General features: G+C 69.1%; 24 protein-coding genes, 1 tRNA gene and 1 pseudogene. 15 read left to right on the top strand and 11 right to left on the bottom strand.

Annotation, left to right across the window (positions count from 1 at the left end; genetic code table 11):
• The first annotated feature begins 4 nt into the window (after positions 1-4).
• The 4 genes from nusB to AncyloWKF20_RS04930 all read left to right on the top strand — a co-directional run bounded on the left by nusB (position 5) and on the right by AncyloWKF20_RS04930 (position 3,710).
• Positions 5-505: a transcription antitermination factor NusB gene (gene nusB, locus AncyloWKF20_RS04915; RefSeq protein ID WP_279316783.1), complete on the top strand. Its 501-nt coding sequence runs from the start codon at positions 5-7 to the stop codon at positions 503-505.
• A gap of 21 nt (positions 506-526) precedes the next feature.
• Entirely contained in the window at positions 527-1,522 is a 996-nt protein-coding gene (thiL, locus tag AncyloWKF20_RS04920) for a thiamine-phosphate kinase (protein ID WP_279316784.1), read from the top strand.
• Between the two features lie 104 nt (positions 1,523-1,626).
• Complete coding sequence (locus AncyloWKF20_RS04925; RefSeq protein WP_279316785.1) at positions 1,627-2,391, top strand: ABC transporter substrate-binding protein; 765 nt, start codon at positions 1,627-1,629, stop codon at positions 2,389-2,391.
• A gap of 80 nt (positions 2,392-2,471) precedes the next feature.
• A complete protein-coding gene (locus AncyloWKF20_RS04930; protein WP_279316786.1) occupies positions 2,472-3,710 on the top strand; it encodes an FAD-binding oxidoreductase in 1,239 nt (412 codons plus the stop codon).
• Positions 3,711-3,717: 7 nt separating this feature from the next.
• On the opposite strand, the gene AncyloWKF20_RS04935 is transcribed toward AncyloWKF20_RS04930, so the two are convergent.
• Both AncyloWKF20_RS04935 and AncyloWKF20_RS04940 read right to left on the bottom strand, forming a co-directional pair.
• Positions 3,718-4,107, bottom strand: a complete 390-nt coding sequence (locus AncyloWKF20_RS04935) for a GFA family protein (RefSeq protein ID WP_279316787.1) — start codon at positions 4,105-4,107, stop codon at positions 3,718-3,720.
• Between the two features lie 28 nt (positions 4,108-4,135).
• The gene (locus tag AncyloWKF20_RS04940) at positions 4,136-4,552 is read right to left on the bottom strand and encodes an outer membrane protein assembly factor BamE (protein ID WP_279317891.1); all 417 of its coding nucleotides are present in this window, start codon (positions 4,550-4,552) and stop codon (positions 4,136-4,138) included.
• A gap of 318 nt (positions 4,553-4,870) precedes the next feature.
• Between AncyloWKF20_RS04940 and AncyloWKF20_RS04945 the strand changes: the two genes are divergently transcribed.
• From AncyloWKF20_RS04945 to AncyloWKF20_RS04975, 7 genes and pseudogenes are all read left to right on the top strand, one after another.
• Complete coding sequence (locus AncyloWKF20_RS04945) at positions 4,871-5,434, top strand: ubiquinol-cytochrome C chaperone family protein (RefSeq protein WP_279316788.1); 564 nt, start codon at positions 4,871-4,873, stop codon at positions 5,432-5,434.
• Positions 5,431-5,961 carry a DUF177 domain-containing protein gene (locus tag AncyloWKF20_RS04950; protein WP_279316789.1) on the top strand — a complete coding sequence of 177 codons (531 nt, stop codon included), beginning with the start codon at positions 5,431-5,433 and terminating at the stop codon, positions 5,959-5,961. The genes AncyloWKF20_RS04945 and AncyloWKF20_RS04950 overlap by 4 nt, the downstream gene beginning before the upstream one ends.
• A gap of 120 nt (positions 5,962-6,081) precedes the next feature.
• Positions 6,082-7,158, top strand: coding sequence for a phosphate acyltransferase PlsX (gene plsX / locus AncyloWKF20_RS04955; protein ID WP_279316790.1), 1,077 nt, complete (start codon positions 6,082-6,084; stop codon positions 7,156-7,158).
• Positions 7,155-8,126: a ketoacyl-ACP synthase III gene (locus AncyloWKF20_RS04960; protein ID WP_279316791.1), complete on the top strand. Its 972-nt coding sequence runs from the start codon at positions 7,155-7,157 to the stop codon at positions 8,124-8,126. The genes plsX and AncyloWKF20_RS04960 overlap by 4 nt, the downstream gene beginning before the upstream one ends.
• Positions 8,127-8,232: 106 nt before the next feature.
• Complete coding sequence (locus tag AncyloWKF20_RS04965; RefSeq protein WP_267582555.1) at positions 8,233-8,538, top strand: integration host factor subunit alpha; 306 nt, start codon at positions 8,233-8,235, stop codon at positions 8,536-8,538.
• Between the two features lie 47 nt (positions 8,539-8,585).
• Positions 8,586-8,855: pseudogene (locus AncyloWKF20_RS04970) on the top strand (MerR family transcriptional regulator); the annotation flags it as partial.
• Between the two features lie 980 nt (positions 8,856-9,835).
• A complete protein-coding gene (locus AncyloWKF20_RS04975; protein WP_279316792.1) occupies positions 9,836-10,171 on the top strand; it encodes a hypothetical protein in 336 nt (111 codons plus the stop codon).
• Between the two features lie 104 nt (positions 10,172-10,275).
• On the opposite strand, the gene AncyloWKF20_RS04980 is transcribed toward AncyloWKF20_RS04975, so the two are convergent.
• Positions 10,276-10,644: a septal ring lytic transglycosylase RlpA family protein gene (locus AncyloWKF20_RS04980; RefSeq protein WP_279316793.1), complete on the bottom strand. Its 369-nt coding sequence runs from the start codon at positions 10,642-10,644 to the stop codon at positions 10,276-10,278.
• 413 nt (positions 10,645-11,057) lie between these two features.
• Here AncyloWKF20_RS04980 and AncyloWKF20_RS04985 point away from each other — a divergent pair, with 413 nt between their 5' ends.
• The gene (locus AncyloWKF20_RS04985; RefSeq protein ID WP_279316794.1) at positions 11,058-12,608 is read left to right on the top strand and encodes an aldehyde dehydrogenase family protein; all 1,551 of its coding nucleotides are present in this window, start codon (positions 11,058-11,060) and stop codon (positions 12,606-12,608) included.
• Here the strand turns inward: AncyloWKF20_RS04985 and AncyloWKF20_RS04990 are convergent.
• Positions 12,578-13,252 carry a nitroreductase gene (locus tag AncyloWKF20_RS04990; protein WP_279316795.1) on the bottom strand — a complete coding sequence of 225 codons (675 nt, stop codon included), beginning with the start codon at positions 13,250-13,252 and terminating at the stop codon, positions 12,578-12,580. The genes AncyloWKF20_RS04985 and AncyloWKF20_RS04990 overlap by 31 nt on opposite strands.
• A 132-nt stretch (positions 13,253-13,384) precedes the next feature.
• Here AncyloWKF20_RS04990 and AncyloWKF20_RS04995 point away from each other — a divergent pair, with 132 nt between their 5' ends.
• The 3 genes from AncyloWKF20_RS04995 to AncyloWKF20_RS05005 all read left to right on the top strand — a co-directional run bounded on the left by AncyloWKF20_RS04995 (position 13,385) and on the right by AncyloWKF20_RS05005 (position 14,517).
• The gene (locus AncyloWKF20_RS04995; protein WP_279316796.1) at positions 13,385-13,915 is read left to right on the top strand and encodes a GNAT family acetyltransferase; all 531 of its coding nucleotides are present in this window, start codon (positions 13,385-13,387) and stop codon (positions 13,913-13,915) included.
• A gap of 76 nt (positions 13,916-13,991) precedes the next feature.
• Positions 13,992-14,069: transfer RNA gene (locus AncyloWKF20_RS05000), tRNA-Pro, on the top strand.
• A 199-nt stretch (positions 14,070-14,268) separates the two neighbouring features.
• Entirely contained in the window at positions 14,269-14,517 is a 249-nt protein-coding gene (locus AncyloWKF20_RS05005) for a hypothetical protein (protein ID WP_279316797.1), read from the top strand.
• A gap of 145 nt (positions 14,518-14,662) precedes the next feature.
• Here AncyloWKF20_RS05005 and AncyloWKF20_RS05010 read toward each other — a convergent pair whose 3' ends face one another.
• From AncyloWKF20_RS05010 to AncyloWKF20_RS05040, 7 genes are read right to left on the bottom strand one after another with little or no spacing between them, the layout of a single operon-like run.
• Complete coding sequence (locus tag AncyloWKF20_RS05010) at positions 14,663-14,878, bottom strand: hypothetical protein (RefSeq protein ID WP_279316798.1); 216 nt, start codon at positions 14,876-14,878, stop codon at positions 14,663-14,665.
• The gene (locus AncyloWKF20_RS05015) at positions 14,856-15,248 is read right to left on the bottom strand and encodes a hypothetical protein (protein WP_279316799.1); all 393 of its coding nucleotides are present in this window, start codon (positions 15,246-15,248) and stop codon (positions 14,856-14,858) included. The genes AncyloWKF20_RS05010 and AncyloWKF20_RS05015 overlap by 23 nt, the downstream gene beginning before the upstream one ends.
• Positions 15,248-15,532: a hypothetical protein gene (locus AncyloWKF20_RS05020; protein ID WP_279316800.1), complete on the bottom strand. Its 285-nt coding sequence runs from the start codon at positions 15,530-15,532 to the stop codon at positions 15,248-15,250. Before AncyloWKF20_RS05020 ends, AncyloWKF20_RS05015 begins: the two co-directional genes overlap by 1 nt.
• Entirely contained in the window at positions 15,483-15,842 is a 360-nt protein-coding gene (locus AncyloWKF20_RS05025; protein ID WP_279316801.1) for a hypothetical protein, read from the bottom strand. Before AncyloWKF20_RS05025 ends, AncyloWKF20_RS05020 begins: the two co-directional genes overlap by 50 nt.
• A complete protein-coding gene (locus tag AncyloWKF20_RS05030; protein WP_279316802.1) occupies positions 15,842-16,189 on the bottom strand; it encodes a DUF6527 family protein in 348 nt (115 codons plus the stop codon). Before AncyloWKF20_RS05030 ends, AncyloWKF20_RS05025 begins: the two co-directional genes overlap by 1 nt.
• On the bottom strand, positions 16,189-16,773 hold the full coding sequence (locus tag AncyloWKF20_RS05035; RefSeq protein ID WP_279316803.1) for a lysozyme: 585 nt from the start codon (positions 16,771-16,773) through the stop codon (positions 16,189-16,191). Before AncyloWKF20_RS05035 ends, AncyloWKF20_RS05030 begins: the two co-directional genes overlap by 1 nt.
• Positions 16,760-16,993 carry a hypothetical protein gene (locus AncyloWKF20_RS05040; protein ID WP_279316804.1) on the bottom strand — a complete coding sequence of 78 codons (234 nt, stop codon included), beginning with the start codon at positions 16,991-16,993 and terminating at the stop codon, positions 16,760-16,762. The genes AncyloWKF20_RS05035 and AncyloWKF20_RS05040 overlap by 14 nt, the downstream gene beginning before the upstream one ends.
• Positions 16,994-17,004: the final 11 nt, after the last annotated feature.

Genomic DNA, 17,004 nt, shown 5'->3' on the forward strand with positions numbered 1-17,004 from the left:
GGGCATGTCCACTCCTTCCAAACCGTCCGCCCCTGCCAAACCGGTGAACCACAAGCCGCTGCGCAAGAGCGCGGCCCGTCTCAACGCGGTGCAGGCGCTCTACCAGATGGATGTCGCGGCGACTCCGCTCGCCGAAATCCTCGCCCAGTTCGAGAGTCACTGGATCGGCCAGGAGATCGAGGGCGACGAGATCGCGGCGGCCGATGTCACGCTGTTCCGGGACATCATCGGCGGGGTGGTGCGCGAGCAGCGCGCCATCGACCCGATTCTCGACGCCGCGCTGGTGCGCGGCTGGCCGCTGAAGCGCATCGAGACCGTGCTGCGCGCCGTGCTCCGCGCCGGCGCCTATGAGCTGACCGCCCGGCCGGACATTCCCCCGCGCGTCATCGTCGCGGAATATGTGAACGTCGCCGCCGCTTTCCTTGACCGTGAGGAAACCGGAATGGTCAATGCGGTGTTGGACGGCATAGCCCGCGAACAGCGGCCCGGCGATTTCGCGGGGTAGGCGGGCCGGGTGGGGTGAGTGATGGCTGACGGCGGCTCCGGTGAAGACAGGTTGATCGCCGGGCTGTTCGCGCCCATCGCCCGCCATCCCGGCGCCCTCGGCCTGAAGGACGACGCGGCCTTTCTCCACGTTCCCGCCGGCCACGAGCTCGTCCTCACCAAGGACGCGCTGGTCGCCGGCGTGCATTTCTTCCCCGACGACCCGCCGGCCTCCATCGCCCGCAAGGCGATGCGGGTGAACCTGTCCGACCTCGCCGCCAAGGGCGCCGAGCCGCTGGGCGTGATGCTGGCCTTCGCCATTCCGCCGGATATGGACGTGGCCGCGCTCAGCGACTTCGCCCGCGGCATCGGCGAGGACTGCCTGCTGTTCGGCGTGCCGCTGCTGGGCGGCGACACGGTGAGGACGCCCGGTCCCTTCACCATCTCCATCACCGCTCTCGGCTCGGTGCCGATCGGGCGTATGGTGAAGCGGGCGACGGCGCGGCCGGACCACGCCATCGTGGTCACCGGCACCATCGGCGACGGCGCGCTGGGCCTCGCGCTGCGGCTTGAGCCCGACCGGCCGGGCTTTGCGGCGCTCGATGCCGGGCAGCGCGCCTATCTCGCCGACCGCTATCTGCATCCCCGTCCGCGCCTCGCGCTCGCCAGCGCGCTGCGCGCCCATGCCCGCGCCGCCATGGACGTGTCGGACGGGCTGGTCGGCGACCTCGCCAAGATGCTGGCCGCTTCCAACTGCGCCGGCGAGATCGAGGCGGCCAAGGTGCCGCTCAGTCCCGCCGCCCGCGCCGCCATCGCCGCCGAGCCGGCGCTGCTCGCCACCGCGCTGACCGGGGGCGATGATTACGAGATCCTCGCGGTCATGGGGGAGGGCGACGTCGACGCCTTCGAGGCCGCCGCCATCGCCGCCGGCATCGGCGCCACCGTCATCGGCCGCACGCTGGCGGGCGAGGGGCTGGTGGTACGCGGGGACGACGGGCAGGCGCTGAACTTCACCTCCACCAGCTTCAGCCATTTCTGAACGCAACGCTTTTCGCCAAAGCGCGGATTGCCTGCGCTTCGTCCCCGGCCTAGCCTCCTTCCCAAGGTGCCGGCGCGACGGCACCCAACATCGGGAAAAACCACATGAAATTCGCCAGGATTCTGCTCGCCGCCGCCGCGCTTGCCGTCGGCGCGGGCGCGGCCCATGCCGAGATCAAGACGGTGCGCATCGGCACCGAGGGCGCTTACCCGCCCTTCAACTCGGTCGACTCCACCGGCAAGCTGGTCGGCTTCGACATCGACATCGCCACGGCGCTCTGCGCCAAGATGAAGGTCGAGTGCACCTTCGTCGCGCAGGATTGGGACGGCATCATCCCGGCGCTGCTGTCGAAGAAGTACGACGCCATCGTCGCCTCCATGTCGATCACCGACGAGCGCAAGGAGAAGGTGGCGTTCACCGACCCCTACTACCTGACGCCCGGCAACTTCATGGCGCCGAAGGACACCAAGATCACCGAGATCACCCCGGCCGCGCTGAAGGGCAAGACCATCGGCGCGCAGTCCTCGACCACGGGCGCGACCTATCTCGAGGACAAGTACAAGGGCTCCGACATCAAGCTCTACCCGACGCAGGACGAGGCCAATGCCGACCTCGCCTCCGGCCGCCTCGACGCGGTGCTGGCCGACAAGTTCGTGCTCTATGAATGGCTGGAGAAGACCGACGCCGGCAAGTGCTGCAAGTTCGTCGGCCCGGACCTCAAGGACGTGAACCCGCAGGGCACCGGCATCGCCGTGCGCAAGGAAGACAACGAGCTGCGCGAGATGCTTAACAAGGCGATCAAGGAGATCGTCGCCGACGGCACCTACCAGAAGATCAACGCGAAGTACTTCCCCTTCCCGATCAACTGAGCCGTCCCGATCCACCGATGCGGCGCGGCGGACCTCTGCCGCGCCGCCCAGCCTCTCTCTCCCTCCCGGATTGTCTGCCGATGAAGACCGATGTGATCGTCCTTGGCGCCGGCATTGTCGGCACCTCGATCGCCCATAATCTCGCCGAGCGCGGCCGCCGCGTGGCGCTGGTCGACCGGCGCGGGCCGGGGGAGGAGACGTCCTATGGCAATGCCGGCCTCGTCGAGCGCGGCTCGATCTTTCCTGTCGCCTTCCCGCGTAGCCTGTCCGCGCTGATCGAAGTGGCGCGCGGCCAAAACCCGGCGGCGCACTACCATTGGGACGCGCTGGCCGGCCTGATGCCCTGGATGTTCGCCTATTGGCGGGCCTCGGCGCCCGCCCGCATCCTCGATTATGCCCGCACCATGTCGACGCTGCTGGCCTTCAGCCTCTCCGAGCATGAGCGGCTCGCCGCGCTCGCTGGCGCGCAGCATTATTTCCGCGAGGGCGGCTGGCTGAAGCTCTACCGCACCGAGGCCGGCATCGCGCAGGAGCGCAAGGAATTCCCGCTGGCGCAGCATTACGGCCTCACCGCCCGTGAGATCGGGCTCGACGAGGCGCTGGCGCTGGAGCCGCATCTGCGCCCGGTGTTCCGCCATGCGGTGCTGTGGTCGGACCCGCATTCGGTGTCGAGCCCCGGCGGGGTGACGCAGGCCTATGCCGCGAATCTCACCGCGCTGGGCGGGCAGGTGCTGCGCGGCGACGCGGCGACGCTGACCCGCCTCGGCTCCGGCTGGTGGGTCATGACCGAGCAGGGGCCCGTCGAGGCGCCCGAAGTCGTCGTCGCGCTCGGGCCCTGGGCGCGCGACATTCTCGGCCCGTTCGGGGTGCAGGTGCCACTGGCGGTGAAGCGCGGCTATCACATGCAGTACCGCACGGAGGGCAATGCCGGCCTCTCGCGCCCGGTACTGGACGAGGAGGGCGGCTATGTCATCACGCCCATGGTCGGCGGCATCCGCCTGACCACCGGCGTGGAATTCGCCCGCCGCGACGCGCCAAAGACACCGGTGCAGCTTGAGAAGACCGAGCCGCTGGCGCGCGGGCTGTTCCCGCTCGGCGAGCGGGCGGAGGCCGAGCCATGGCTGGGCTGCCGCCCGGCCTTCCCGGACATGCTGCCGGCCATCGGGCCGATTCCGGCGCAGAAGGGCATGTGGGTGGCGATCGGCCACCAGCATCTCGGCTTCACGCTCGGCCCGGTCACCGGGCGGCTGGTCGCGGAGATGATGGGCGGCGAACCGACCTGCGTCGATCCCGCGCCGTTCTCGCCCGAGCGATTTTGAGCCGGTATCAGGGAGCGATCTCGACGCACCACCAGCGCGGGCGCCCGCCTCGGTAGGAATGGGCGAGCGGTTTCAGCGCCGCCGCGCCGGGTCGGTCGAAGGTGCCGAGCACCAGCGCCACGATCGGCGCGTCATCGATCGCGCCGAGCGTGCTGCCGCAGCGCGGACAGAACGCTCGGCTTGAGGCCGCCGAGGAGCGGTAGGTCGCGGGGGCGCCACCCGGACCGGTCCAGCAGACAGCAGCAGCGGGAAACTCGACCCAGCAAACGGTGAGCGCGCCGGAATGGCGCTGGCACATCGCGCAGGAACAGGTGTGAGGCCGTGCCGCCGGGCCGGTGGCTTCGAAGCGGATGTCGCCGCACAGGCACCCGCCGCTATGCGTCGTCGACCGAGCCATTGCCTGCGCGCCGGAGCCTCGCGCCTGTTTACATCGTCGGGTTGAAGCTGGTGGCGTTGAAGAGCTGGCCGAGCATGGACAGCTCGCTGCCGCCGGTCGGCGTCGAGCGGCTGACGAAGTCAAACACCTTGCCGTCCTTGAGGCCGTAATCGGCGATGCGCGTGACGCGCTTGTCCTTGCGGTCGAAATACACCGCCATCACGCGCTGCTCGGTGATTTCCGGCCGCAGGAACATGACCTTCTTGGTCTTCTGCGAGATGTAATAGAACACCTCGCCATCCACGGTCGCGACCGTCGAGGGCGTGCCGAGCACGAGCAGAACCTGCTCCTGGCTCGACCCGATCGGTACCTGCTCCAGCGCGCCGGGATTGGGCACATAGCCGCGCTGCTGCTCGCTGACGAAGCCGGTCGGCGTGCGCGCCAGGCCGGCCGAGGAGGCGGGCATGGACAGGTCGCCGCTGGCGCATCCCCCCAGCCCGAGCGCCGCGAGTGCGGCGAGCAGGGGGCCATGCCGGTACACGGGCCCGCGAACAGGCCGGCGGGCCGAAACAGCCGGGGACGAAACGCGCGTCACTGCCATCAACTCAACTCCATCAGCCGTGGGGCCGCAGATCCGTGTGCGCACAAAGCACAGCCAGCCGCCGTGAGGCAACCATCTGGCGCACCCCGCGGGGGTTGCCAGCGCCATTGCTGCGCGCTACCCCCCAGAACGACCAGCCACCGCGCGCCGCCCGAGCGGGGCGCCGACGAGACGGAGCCGGCCATGATTCTGCGCTTCTTCCGCCGGAACGACGGACGCGAGACCATTCAGCGGCTCTATGGCGCGATCGTGGCGCAGTCGCGTGAACCCGCGTTCTACACCGAATATGGCGTGCCAGACAGCATTGCCGGGCGGTTCGAGATGATCCTGCTGCACTGCTTCCTGCTGTTCCACCGGCTGAAGGGGGAGAGCGAGGAGCGCCGCGCGCTGGGCCAGCGCGTCTTCGATGCCTTCTGCATCGACATGGACGCCAATCTCCGCGAGATGGGCGTCGGCGACCTCACCGTGCCGAAGAAGATGAAAAAAGTGGCCGAGGCATTTTATGGCCGCGTTGCCGCGTATGATGGTGCGCTGGGTGAGGCCGGGCCGGGCGCGCTGGAGGAAGCGGTGCTGCGCAACGTCTATCAATCCGACGCCGCCTTTGCGCCACAGGCCGCCCGCCTTGCCGACTTCATCCGCCGCGCGGTCGCCGCGCTGGCGACCCTTCCCTTCGAGACCTTCGCCGGCGGCGACTTTCCGCTCCCGCCGGCCGTGGATCCGCAATCCAAGGAGCTTGCGACCCCATGACGGACAAGCTGCCGCTTAGCCGCCCCGTGCTCGTGGCGAGCCTTCCCGACACCGGCACCACCGTGAAATTCGCCCCGGACGCCGATGTGCGCGCCGCGCTGGCTGAGACCTTCGGCATTCCCGGCATTCCCAAGCTCACGGCGCAGGTCACCCTCGTGCCGCGCAGCAAGGGCCGGGTGCTCGTCACCGGCCATGTCGATGCCGTGGTGACCCAGACCTGCGTGGTGACGCTGGAGGATTTCGACGGCCCGGTGTCGGAGGACATCGAGGTCGAGTTCGCTCCGCCGGAGCAGCTTCCCGAAATCCGGCCGGGCGCGGAGATCGACGTGACCGAGCTCGACCTGCCCGATCCGCTGATCGACGGCACGGTGGATGCCGGCGCCGTGGTCGCCGAGTTCCTCGCTCTGGGCCTCGATCCCTATCCGCGCAAGCCCGGCGTCGCCTTCAAGGGCGTCGAGGAGATGACCGACGCGGAGGCCTCGCCCTTCGCCGGCCTCGCCAAGCTGCGCGGCGGCGAGGAGAAATAGCCCTCAATGTGGGATGGGACCGCACGACGCGCTTGTCATGGCCGCGCTTCTGGGGCATCCCGTGGGCGCCCTCGCGGTTCCCTCCGGGCCGCTTCCCGACCAGAGAGACCGCATAAGTAGATGTCGTCGACCGTCCGCATAGCCCTCGACGTCATGGGCGGCGACCATGGTCCGGACGTCGTCCTGCCCGGCGCCGAGATCGCTCTCATCCGTCACCCGGATATCAGCTTCCTGCTGTTCGGCGACGAGGCGCGTCTCAACGCGGTGCTGGCCCGGCTGCCCCGCCTCAAGGCGGCGAGCCGGGTGATCCACACCGATGTCGTGGTGCGGATGGACGACAAGCCGAGCCAGGCGCTGCGCCAGGGCCGCAAGGTCTCGTCCATGTGGCGGGCGATCGACGCCGTGCGCCTCGGCGAGGCCGATTGCGCCGTCTCCGCCGGCAATACCGGCGCGCTGATGGCGATGGCCAAGGTCAACCTCAAGACCATGGCCGGCATTTCCCGCCCCGCCATTGCCTGTCTCTGGCCCACCACCAAGGGCGAGAGCGTGGTGCTCGATGTCGGCGCGTCCATCGGCGCGACCGCTCAGCACCTCGTCGACATGGCGGTTATGGGCGCGGCGATGGCCCGTATCGTCTTCGACATCGAGCGCCCGACCGTCGGCCTGCTCAATGTCGGCGTCGAGGAGATCAAGGGCGTCGAAGAGGTGAAGGACGCCGCCGCGGCGCTGCGCGAGGCGAATCACGCCGGGTTCACCTATCACGGCTTCGTCGAGGGCGACGACATCGGCAAGGGAACGGTGGATGTGGTGGTGACGGAGGGCTTCTCCGGCAACATCGCGCTGAAGACCGCCGAGGGCACCGCCAAGCAGGTCGCCGACTATCTGCGCGCCGCCATCAACCGCAGCCTCATGGCGAAGATCGGCTATGTGCTGGCGCGCGGCGCCTTCAACGCCCTGCGCGAGAAGCTCGATCCCCGCAAATCCAATGGCGGCGTATTCCTCGGCCTGAACGGCATTGTCATCAAGAGCCATGGCGGCACCGACGCGGAAGGCTTCGCCTCCGCCGTCGATATCGGCTACGACATGGTCCGCAACAAGCTTCTCTCCCGCATCGAGGCGGGCATGAATGACCGCCCGAAGGTCGGCGCTGCCGCCCCGGAATCCGCCGCCCAGGACGACATACAGGTTTCATCGTGAGTGCAATTCGTTCCGTGGTGCGCGGCGTCGGCGCGTTCCTGCCCAGCCGCACACTGACCAATGCCGACCTCGCGCAGATGGTCGACACCTCGGACGAGTGGATCGTCCAGCGCACCGGCATCCGCGAGCGCCACATCGCCGCCGACCATGAGCTGACCTCCGATCTCGCCCTGCACGCCGCCCGCGCCGCGCTGACGGATGCCGGGCTCGACGCGCAGGACATCGACCTCATCGTGCTGGCGACCTCGACGCCGGACAACACCTTCCCGGCGACGGCAGTGAGCGTGCAGGCCGGGCTCGGCATCACCCATGGCGCGGCGTTCGATCTGCAGGCGGTGTGCTCGGGCTTCGTCTTCGCGCTGGCGACCGCCGACAATTTCCTGAAGTCCGGCAGCTACAGGCGCGCGCTGGTGATCGGCGCCGAGACCTTCTCGCGCATCCTCGACTGGTCGGACCGCACCACCTGCGTGCTGTTTGGCGACGGCGCCGGCGCGCTGGTGCTGGAAGGCGTCCGCGACGGCGAGGACGGGCGCGGCGTGCTCACCACCCATCTGCGCTCGGATGGCCGGCACAAGAACAAGCTTTATGTCGATGGCGGCGTCTCATCCACCAAGAGCGTCGGCTATCTGCGCATGGAAGGCCGCGAGGTTTTTCGCCACGCCGTGGGCATGATCACCGACGTGATCGAGGACGCCTTCGCGGCGACCGGCGAGAGCGCGGCGACCATCGACTGGTTCGTACCGCACCAGGCCAACCGCCGCATCATCGATGCGAGCGCGGTGAAGCTCGGCATCGCGCCGGAGAAGGTGGTCATCACGGTGGACCGCCACGGCAACACCTCGGCGGCCTCGATTCCCCTCGCTATCGCCGCGGCGCATGCCGACGGGCGGATCAAGAAGGGCGATCTGGTGCTGCTGGAAGCCATGGGCGGCGGCTTCACCTGGGGCTCGGCGCTGGTCCGCTGGTAGAACAGCGGTAGTGTGGTGCCAGATTGCGCGGAACCGTTGACCGTCAAGGGTCTGGCCGCCTAGGCTGGTAATGGTTGAAGATATGGGCGACGAGAGGAAGCGGGCCATGGCGGGGCGAACCATTACGCGCGCGGATCTGTGCGAGGCTGTGTACCAGCGCGTCGGACTGTCGCGGACCGAATCGGCCGCGCTGGTGGAGACGGTGCTGACCGAGATCGCCGATTGCGTCGCGCGCGGCGAGACGGTGAAACTGTCGTCCTTCGGCTCCTTCGTGGTGCGCCAGAAGGGCGAGCGCGTCGGCCGCAACCCGAAGACCGGCGAGGAGGTGCCGATCGCCCCCCGCCGCGTCATGGTGTTCAAGCCGTCCAATATTCTGAAGCAGCAGATCAACGCTGAGACGCCCGAATCGTGAGTTCCCCGCCGCGGGGGCTGACGGCACAGGAAAAGGAGCCGGCGAGCGTGGAGAAGGGGCCCGACGCCTTCCGCACGATCAGCGAGGTCGCGGATGATCTCGACCTGCCCCAGCATGTGCTGCGTTTCTGGGAGACGCGTTTCCCGCAGATCCGCCCGCTGAAGCGCGGCGGCGGCCGGCGCTATTACCGGCCCGACGATATCGAGCTGCTGCGCGGCATCCGGCATCTGCTCTATTCCGAGGGCTACACGATCCGCGGCGTGCAGCGCATCCTCAAGGAAGAGGGCCCGCGCTACGTGCAGGCGATCTGGCGCGACGCCGAGGCGGAGGCGCTGGAGGTCGCGGAATTCGAGGATCTGGAGCGCCGGCAGGGCGCCCGCGAGGCGGTCGATGCCGGCCATCCCGGACGTGACCGAGAGCCGGGGCGCGAGGCCGAGCCGGCCCCGCGCGGCGGCGCGCTGAGCGGTCTGCTCAATCTTCTTCCCTCCCGCCAGCGCGATGCCGGGCGCGACGGCCCCCCGCCGGAACCCGCGCCGCGCGAGCCGGATCTGCGCGAGCCCAGTTTCCGCGAGCCGTCTCTACGCGATCCCCCTCTTCGCGACAGCGAGTTCCGTGACGCCGGCCCCCGCGAGCCGGGCCCGCGCGAGCCTGTGCTCCGCGAGCCCGCGCTGTTCGACGAGCCGCCGGCCGGCCGGCGCGGCGGGCGCCGTCGCCCGGAGAACGAACCGGACTTTCTCGAATTGCCGCTGCTGCCCGACCTCGCGCCGCAGACCCGCCCGCCGCGCGGCGGCGAGCCGGTGCGGCCGGAGCCGGATGTCACCGCCCGCTATGTCGGCCCGCTCGACTCGGCCCCGGCCGATTTCGCGCCGCGCCGGAGCGAGCCGCTGATGCGCCCGGCGGAGCCGCGCGCGAGCTTCCCGTTCCGTCCCGTGGCGCCCGAGCCTGAGGCTGACGAGGTGATGCCGTTCGCCGCGCCGCCGGAGCCGCGCCCGTCCCATATCCTCGCCCGGCAGCCCACCCGGCCCATGCCGGTTGCGGTCCCGGCCACGCCGGTGGCCGCTTCGGCGGCGTCTTCCGCGCCCCGGATGGTCGAGGACACCCCGCCGCCGCGCATGGCCGAACGGGCGGTCGAGCGCGCCGCCGAGCCCGTGCCGTCGCTCACGCGCGACGACGTGCAGCGCCTTCAGGCGGCGCTCTACGAATTGCAGGAATGCCGCCGCATCCTCGACGCCGCGCGCAACTGACGGCGCGCTGACGCGTTTACCGCTGGCCGACAACAGCCAGGAGGGAGGCGCGCATGACCAGCTTTGTCATCCGAACCGAGGATGAGGAGGATCTGGGATTTCTGCTCTTTGCCGCGCATGAGGGCGACTGGCCGCCGCCCGGTGAAATCAGCTGCCTGTTCAACGGCTTTCCGCTCGATCCCGCCTTGTTGGACGACCCGCGCGGCCGTCTCATCATGGACCATAAGGGCCGCGAATGGCAGGCGCGGGTGAGCTATAGCGACACGGAAATGCGGGTCCGTCTCGATCTACCGGAGGGGTATTTCGAGCTGCGCAGCGATGCTGCCGGCAACCGGTGGACCGCCCTGCGCGAAGGCCAGGCGATGGCCGGGACCGGCGAGTTTCTCTGAACACGGGCGAGCCGCCGCCCGGATCCTGGGGGATCCGGGCGCAGCGCTCAGGCGTGTTGGTTCAGAAGGTGACGAGCGGGGCAGGGCCCTGGCTCGATCGGTTCTCAGTCGACGACCGCGATCTGCACCTTGGCAACGCCGCGCTTGCGGAATCCCAGGTCGTCGGCGGCCGCGGTCGAGACGTCGATGATGCGGCCGCGAATGAAGGGCCCGCGATCATTAATGCGAAGGACCACGGAGCGGCCATTCGCGGTGTTGGTCACCCGTACCTTCGTGCCGAAGGGCAGGGATCGGTGAGCGGCGGTCATGGCGGCGGCACTGTGCCGTTCCCCATTCGCCGTCCGGCCACCATAGCCGTAATAGGACGCCATTCCGGTCGTCGCGATGGTCTTTGGTTGTTCAGCTAGCGCAGGTTTGCCGCTGGCGGTGAAGATGATCCCCATCGCGCATGCCGCGATGGCAACCCGTCCCATTCCCCAAGCCGTCAATACCTCGTTCCTTCTCCCGTTGCATCCAGCGCAACCAAGTGGAAAGAAATTGTGGCGAGGTGATCACGATTTGATGGCCGCAAACGGGCGCGGCAAGCTGCACGGCAGCCTACAGCATAGAACAGCGCTTATGTTCAGAATGGATGAGTCTCATCTCATCTGCAAGCAGAATGGTACAATATTGTCTTGCGCGCACAGCTTATACGTATCGTGGGAAAAGTTAATGCCACGCCGGCAGGGGTTCCGCTATCGCCGCACGCTCGGCCGCACGGATGAACTTCAGCCGGCATAGGGTCGGCCGATCTCAGCGGAAAGCCGCAATGGATTTGTCGGCCCGCGGGATGCTATTCAGCCCGCCAGCGGATCATCCGGCGCGGGCCGGCAAGGGAGTGGATGGGATGGCGAGCAACAGCGCAGCAGGCGGAGCCCACAAAAGCGTGGCCGAGGAGGTCGCGGCGCTGATGAGCGCGCTCGGCGTGCCCGAGCAGAGCTGGAAGGGCGGCGCGCGCGCGAGTCGCTCGCCCATTACCGGCGAGGTGGTGGCCGATGTCGCCGAGGCCAGCCCCGCCCATGTCGCCGATGCCGTGACCCGCTCGGTCGAGGCCTATGAGGCCTGGCGCACCGTGCCGGCCCCGCGCCGCGGCGAGCTGGTGCGCCTGCTCGGCGAGGAACTGCGCGCCCACAAGGCCGAGCTCGGCCGGCTGGTGACGCTGGAAGCCGGCAAGATCCTCTCCGAGGGCCTTGGCGAGGTGCAGGAGATGATCGACATCTGCGATTTCGCGGTCGGCCTCTCCCGCCAGCTTTACGGCCTCACCATCGCCTCCGAGCGACCGGGCCATCGGATGATGGAGACCTGGCACCCGGTCGGGCCGGTGGCGATCATCACCGCCTTCAACTTCCCCGTCGCCGTGTGGTCGTGGAACGCGGCGCTGGCGCTGGTCTGCGGCGACAGCCTGCTGTGGAAGCCTTCGGAGAAGACCCCGCTGACCGCGCTCGCCGTGCACGCGCTGTTCGAGCGCGCGGCCGCCGCTTTCGGCACCGCGCCCATGGGCCTGTCGCAGCTTCTCATCGGCGGTGCCGAGGTCGGCGCGGCGCTGACCGATGATTCGCGCGTGCCCGTCGTCTCCGCCACCGGCTCCACCCGCATGGGCCGCATCGTCGGCGAGCGCGTGGCCCGTCGCTTCGGGCGTTCCATCCTCGAACTCGGCGGCAACAACGCCGCCATCGTCTGCCCCTCGGCCGATCTCGATCTCGCTTTGCGCGGCATCGCCTTCGCGGCCATGGGTACGGCGGGCCAGCGCTGCACCTCGCTGCGCCGGCTGATCGTGCATGAGAGCGTCTATGACCAGCTCGTGCCGCGCCTCGCCAAGGCCTATGCCTCGGTCAGTATCGGCGATCCCCGCGAGGCGGCGACGCTGATCGGCCCGCTGATCGACAAGGACGGGTTCGACAATATGCAGAAGGCGCTGGACGCCGCCCGCGCCGCCGGCGCCACAGTACATGGCGGCGATCGGGTGACGGTCGCTGGCGCGGCGGACGCCTATTATGTCCGCCCGGCACTGGTCGAGATCGACGAGCAGGTGGAGATCGTGCGCCACGAGACCTTCGCGCCGATCCTCTATGTGCTGCGCTGCTCCGGCCTGCCGGAAGCCATCAAGCTGCAGAACGGCGTGCCGCAGGGCCTCTCCTCCTCGATCTTCACCAATGACCTGCGCGAGGCCGAGACCTTCCTGTCGGCGGAAGGCTCGGATTGCGGCATCGCCAATGTGAATATCGGCCCCTCGGGCGCGGAAATCGGCGGCGCCTTCGGCGGCGAGAAGGAGACCGGCGGCGGCCGCGAGGCGGGTTCGGACGCCTGGAAGGCCTATATGCGGCGGGCGACCAACACCATCAACTATTCGCGCCAGCTGCCGCTGGCTCAGGGTGTGTCCTTCGATATCGAGGACTGATCGGTCCACGCACTGACCACCTCGTCGAGGGCCGGTCGCGGCCGGTCCTCGGCGATGGCGACCGGCCGGCCGATATGGATGAAGCCGGCGATCCGTTCGCCGGGCTTCGTCCCCACCAGCGCCGCCGCCTCGGGGTCGCGGCCCGGCCATTTCAGCAGCCATTGCGTGGCGAAGCCCAGCGCGCTCGCCGCCAGCGTCAGCGCCATGCCGGCGGCGCCGACCGAGAGCACCTGATTCCACTCCGGCACCTTGGCGGCCGGGTCCGGGCGGGCGACGAGCACGACCGTCACCGGCGCGCGCTTGAGATACAGCGTCCACATATCCGCCTTCGAGGCCGGCAGGTCCGGATTCTGCGCGGCATAGAGCGCATCGAGCCGCGCGCCGAGCTGCGCGCGGGCTTCTCCCGCAACCACGATGAAACGCCACGGCATCAGCCGTCCGTGATCCGGCACGCGGGCGGCGAGGCTGAGCATGTGGCGCAGTTCCTCCACCGTCGGGCCGGGCTCGACGAGGCCGCGCAACGGCGCCGAGCGTCGGCGCTGCATCAGCGCCAGCGTCTCCGTGGCGGGCGGGAGCATCAACGGCGCCTCGGTGCTCGGACCGGGCGGCGGCGCGGCGTGATGGTGAACGGGGTGATGATTCATTGGTGGGTCTCCGCCCGCGAGTATAGCGCGCCCCACGCCGCGCCGCGCGCGCGGCACGATGGGTCATCCATTACCCCTTGTCGGCGCACGCGGCCGATCTAGTTACCGCCAGTCTCCACCGGTGGTCCTGCCATGAGCCTCATCATCCGCCTCGTCTTCGCCCTTGCCGCCTGCGCCATCATGCTGGTCGCGGCCGGGCTCATGGTCTACGCGCCCTATGAGGTGATCGCCGGCCTCATCTCGGGCGAGGGGGCGACGCCGGACGCGCTGCTCGGCGCGGTCGGCTATCTCATCGTCGCCATCGCCCTGTTCGATGTCGCGAAGTATTTCTTCGAGGAGGAGGTGCCCGCCGGCCGCGAGCGCCGCACGGCGGCCGATGCCCGGCGCGGGCTGACCAAGTTCGTCTCGACCATCATCATCGCCCTGTTTCTTGAGGCGCTGGTTCTGGTGTTCGAGACCGCGCGGGAGGATCCCTCTCATGTCGTCTACCCGGCTCTGCTGGTGGTGGCCGCCTGCGCCACGCTGCTCTCGCTTGGCCTGTACCAGCGCCTCTCCGCCGCCACCGAGGAAGCCGTCGGTCCCGAGCCGGACTCGGAGGAAGAAGAGGCGGCCAGCGAGGCGGTTGCCGACGCCAGCGGCTCCACGCTGGGGCGGAGCCGGTAAAGCGACGGGGATGGCGGGCAGGGGGCGCTTGCGTCGCGCGGCGCAAATGGCTAGACAGGCGACGCCTCGCGGCAGTCGGAGCGTAGCGCAGTCCGGTTAGCGCACTAGTCTGGGGGACTAGGGGTCGTGGGTTCGAATCCCGCCGCTCCGACCATCTAACCGCTTGGCATTTCAACACAAATGCCCCCTCTGGGGGCGCCGCCGGCGGCAGCAAAAACGGAACCTATGGGCAACAAATGTCCCATAACGGCGCCGAAACTCCCGAAAAAAGTCCCGAAGTGTTCCGCGCATGGCGGCTGCCCCGGCTGAGTCCTCTCATGTCGACGACCTAGCTCGCGCGGCTATAATCCCCCATGGCCTTCAACGCCTCCACCATAGGCGCCGAGATAGACGCCGGCTTTGAGCTCTGGGCGCAGTGCTACAATCCCGCCTGCAGGCACGCGGCGCGGCTTGATATGCAGATGCTCGCGGAACGGCTCGGGCGCGAGCACAGCACGCTGCGCAAGGATCTCTGCCCCAGGCTCCGCTGCAGCGCGTGTGGGGGTAAGGACATCGGCACATGGAGCGCCGGGGGCGGGCACGCGGTCGGCAAGATCGTTTAGATGTCGCCCCAAAAGCAAAAAAGCCCCGCCCTCCCGGCGGGAGAGCGGGGCAAGGCTTGGGGTTCAATTCGAACGCGCCCGGACGGAGCGCGCACCGCAGATGCCGGGATAGGTCCCGGCGGCCATCCGCGCGATCGCGCGAATCTCAGTTGTCCTGGCGTATCCGCCGCGCCTCCCAGCATGCCGCCGTGATCTCGGCCGCCAACCGCGCCATGTCCTCGAGCGAACCCGAGGCGCATATCTCGCCGCGACTGACGATCAGGAGCCCGGTCGGGCGGTGAAGGATGGCGCGCGCGCCATCCTCAAGCGTCGGCAGGCTGACAATGGCCGCCGGGCGGTCAGCTTCGCGAGATGAGGCCACGCAGGAATGTCCAGATTTCGGTGAAATAGGTCCACACGAGGTAGGAGACGCCGCCGAACACGGTGGACACGCCGGCGGCGCCGACGGCGATGACGGCGCCGATCCGGTCGCGGAACAGCTTGTTGGCGGCAAGTTCCTTGCCGTGATCGATCAGCGTGGCGGTGTGCTGCTCGACGGCCTCGGCCACCGGCTGGATCGCGTGCTTCACATCCGCCACCCCGGCTTTCACCGTCCCGATTTCCTCCCGCACTTCGCGGCGGAAAGCTGCGCCGGTCTCGCTCTCGAAAGCCGCATCGTCCTTCAGGTTGCGCACATCCGCCCGAAGCTCGCCGAGCTTCTCCATGATCTCGAGCAGGATTGGATCCGACATCAGCGCGGCCCTCCGAAGCCGGCGGCCACGTCGTCGTAGAACGCCGCGCAGCGGACCGTGAGGGCGTCGCGGTTGTCGGCGACGATCTCCCAGCGCTTCTGCACCCAGCGCCATTTCTCGCCGGCCTTAGGCGTCACACGGGGCATCTTGTCCCGGCATTCGGCCGGGAGAGGCGGCAGGTCGATCCCCGCCGCGATCTGCCCTGACGTGCTGGCCGCCACTGTCAGGCGCTGCTCAGTGGTCGCGCAGCCAGCGCAAATCACCGTCATCGACACGAGCGCCATCGTCGCCGCTGTCCTGCGCGACCAGATCGTCATAAGCGGCTTGGGCACGGGCAGCCTCCTGCTGGGCGGTTTCGGCGCGGGTGAGGGCCGCGCGCAGCGCCTCGTCGGCCACTCCGCGCTGGCGTCGGATCTCATCGAGTTCGGCTTGGAGGGCGGTTTTTTCCGCGATCTGCACATAGCCCTCGCGCGCGGCGCGGGCGACGGCGGGGTCGTCGACCAGGCGGTCATAGGCCGTGAGTCCCGACCAGGTGAGCATTGCGCCCAGCGCGGCGCCGGCGCCGATCTTGAGGCCGTCGAGGATGCCGAACATCACGCCGCCTCCCAATCCGGCAGGTCCACCGTCCGGCCGGCGAGCGCATGCGTGCAGTCGCCGAGGAACTGAATTCGGCCACCGACGACGAGAGAATGGCAGACGATTGGGCGAGGATTGACGTGCTCGCCGGCCATTACCCGCTCGCGCTCCTCGTCGGTGAGGCGGTCGAAGCCACGAACCAGAACAGAGGGCGTGAAGGTCGGCGCGTCAGCGTCGCCGTTGTAGCCCCAGCGAGGGCCGAGGCCCTCGCCGACGCGGACCATGTGAGCGCCGTCGCAGCCGGGGCACCAGAACATCAGCCCGCCGCCCTCGACCGAGCGGAGCTTGCGCGAGATCTGGGCCATCACTCGAGCCCCGTCACGCAGAGCTCACCCTCGCCGATGCGCGTGGCGTCGCCCATCTCGCGGCGGCGCTGCAGGCCGATCAGCACCTTGCCGCCCGCGCGATTGAAAGCTGTCGCGGCCTCGCAGCTCGCGCGGTACTGGCCGGCGCGCCCCAGCCGCGCCGCGGTCGAGTTGCAGGTCGCGCCGACGCCCACATTGTAGGCGAGCGAAGTCATCATCGCCTGCCAGGACTGCGGCTTGTTCTCGAAGCCGGCGATGCAGCGGGTGAGCGGCACATAGAAATCGCGCACCAGCCGCGTGCGCAGGCGCTTGTCGCAGCCGGCCGGCGTCTCCACCATGCCAGGCCGCACATTGTCGGTATCGCCGTCGCAGATGGTCCAGACGGGGGGCTTCGCGAGGCGGTCGTGATAGGCCCGCAGCTCCCGGCCCTCCCACGGCTGCACGAGGTTCTCCATCGCTAGCGCGACGGGCGCCGGTACCTTGTCGCCGCCGGGCAGCAGCACATAACCGCCAACGGTCGCGGCGACGACAGCGGCAATCGCCGCCCCCGCCCGCTTGGTGGGGCGAAGCTTACTCGGTGCCATCTCGGCCTCCGCTGATGGATTTCTGGGGAATGAGCCGCAGCAGCGCGGCGAGAATGGCGACGGCCAGCGTCACCGAAGGCAGCCACCCCTCGGGGATGGGCAGCGCGTAGCCGATGAGCGGCAGCGCCACGTCGAGCCCCTGGATCACCGCGATGAACGCGATGCACCAGACGCTCCACGCACGCAGCAGCACCCGGCGCCAGTCAGGCACCAGAGGCATGATAGGCTCCA

It is taken from the genome of Ancylobacter sp. WKF20, assembly GCF_029760895.1.
In the GTDB taxonomy this organism is placed as follows: domain Bacteria; phylum Pseudomonadota; class Alphaproteobacteria; order Rhizobiales; family Xanthobacteraceae; genus Ancylobacter.

Coding starts and splice junctions, on each gene's coding strand:
- AncyloWKF20_RS04995 (WP_279316796.1), top strand. CDS start 13,385: ATGAGCCTCATCATCCGCCTCGTCTTCGCCCTTGCCGCCTGCGCCATC.
- AncyloWKF20_RS04930 (WP_279316786.1), top strand. CDS start 2,472: ATGAAGACCGATGTGATCGTCCTTGGCGCCGGCATTGTCGGCACCTCG.
- AncyloWKF20_RS04965 (WP_267582555.1), top strand. CDS start 8,233: ATGGCGGGGCGAACCATTACGCGCGCGGATCTGTGCGAGGCTGTGTAC.
- thiL (WP_279316784.1), top strand. CDS start 527: ATGGCTGACGGCGGCTCCGGTGAAGACAGGTTGATCGCCGGGCTGTTC.
- AncyloWKF20_RS05025 (WP_279316801.1), bottom strand. CDS start 15,842: ATGTTCGGCATCCTCGACGGCCTCAAGATCGGCGCCGGCGCCGCGCTG.
- AncyloWKF20_RS04940 (WP_279317891.1), bottom strand. CDS start 4,552: ATGCCCGCCTCCTCGGCCGGCCTGGCGCGCACGCCGACCGGCTTCGTC.
- AncyloWKF20_RS04985 (WP_279316794.1), top strand. CDS start 11,058: ATGGCGAGCAACAGCGCAGCAGGCGGAGCCCACAAAAGCGTGGCCGAG.
- AncyloWKF20_RS04980 (WP_279316793.1), bottom strand. CDS start 10,644: ATGGGACGGGTTGCCATCGCGGCATGCGCGATGGGGATCATCTTCACC.
- AncyloWKF20_RS04925 (WP_279316785.1), top strand. CDS start 1,627: ATGAAATTCGCCAGGATTCTGCTCGCCGCCGCCGCGCTTGCCGTCGGC.
- AncyloWKF20_RS04945 (WP_279316788.1), top strand. CDS start 4,871: ATGATTCTGCGCTTCTTCCGCCGGAACGACGGACGCGAGACCATTCAG.
- AncyloWKF20_RS05020 (WP_279316800.1), bottom strand. CDS start 15,532: ATGGCGCTCGTGTCGATGACGGTGATTTGCGCTGGCTGCGCGACCACT.
- AncyloWKF20_RS04990 (WP_279316795.1), bottom strand. CDS start 13,252: ATGAATCATCACCCCGTTCACCATCACGCCGCGCCGCCGCCCGGTCCG.
- AncyloWKF20_RS05035 (WP_279316803.1), bottom strand. CDS start 16,773: ATGGCACCGAGTAAGCTTCGCCCCACCAAGCGGGCGGGGGCGGCGATT.
- AncyloWKF20_RS05030 (WP_279316802.1), bottom strand. CDS start 16,189: ATGGCCCAGATCTCGCGCAAGCTCCGCTCGGTCGAGGGCGGCGGGCTG.
- AncyloWKF20_RS04935 (WP_279316787.1), bottom strand. CDS start 4,107: ATGGCTCGGTCGACGACGCATAGCGGCGGGTGCCTGTGCGGCGACATC.
- plsX (WP_279316790.1), top strand. CDS start 6,082: ATGTCGTCGACCGTCCGCATAGCCCTCGACGTCATGGGCGGCGACCAT.
- nusB (WP_279316783.1), top strand. CDS start 5: ATGTCCACTCCTTCCAAACCGTCCGCCCCTGCCAAACCGGTGAACCAC.
- AncyloWKF20_RS05005 (WP_279316797.1), top strand. CDS start 14,269: ATGGCCTTCAACGCCTCCACCATAGGCGCCGAGATAGACGCCGGCTTT.
- AncyloWKF20_RS05040 (WP_279316804.1), bottom strand. CDS start 16,993: ATGCCTCTGGTGCCTGACTGGCGCCGGGTGCTGCTGCGTGCGTGGAGC.
- AncyloWKF20_RS05015 (WP_279316799.1), bottom strand. CDS start 15,248: ATGTCGGATCCAATCCTGCTCGAGATCATGGAGAAGCTCGGCGAGCTT.
- AncyloWKF20_RS04950 (WP_279316789.1), top strand. CDS start 5,431: ATGACGGACAAGCTGCCGCTTAGCCGCCCCGTGCTCGTGGCGAGCCTT.
- AncyloWKF20_RS04975 (WP_279316792.1), top strand. CDS start 9,836: ATGACCAGCTTTGTCATCCGAACCGAGGATGAGGAGGATCTGGGATTT.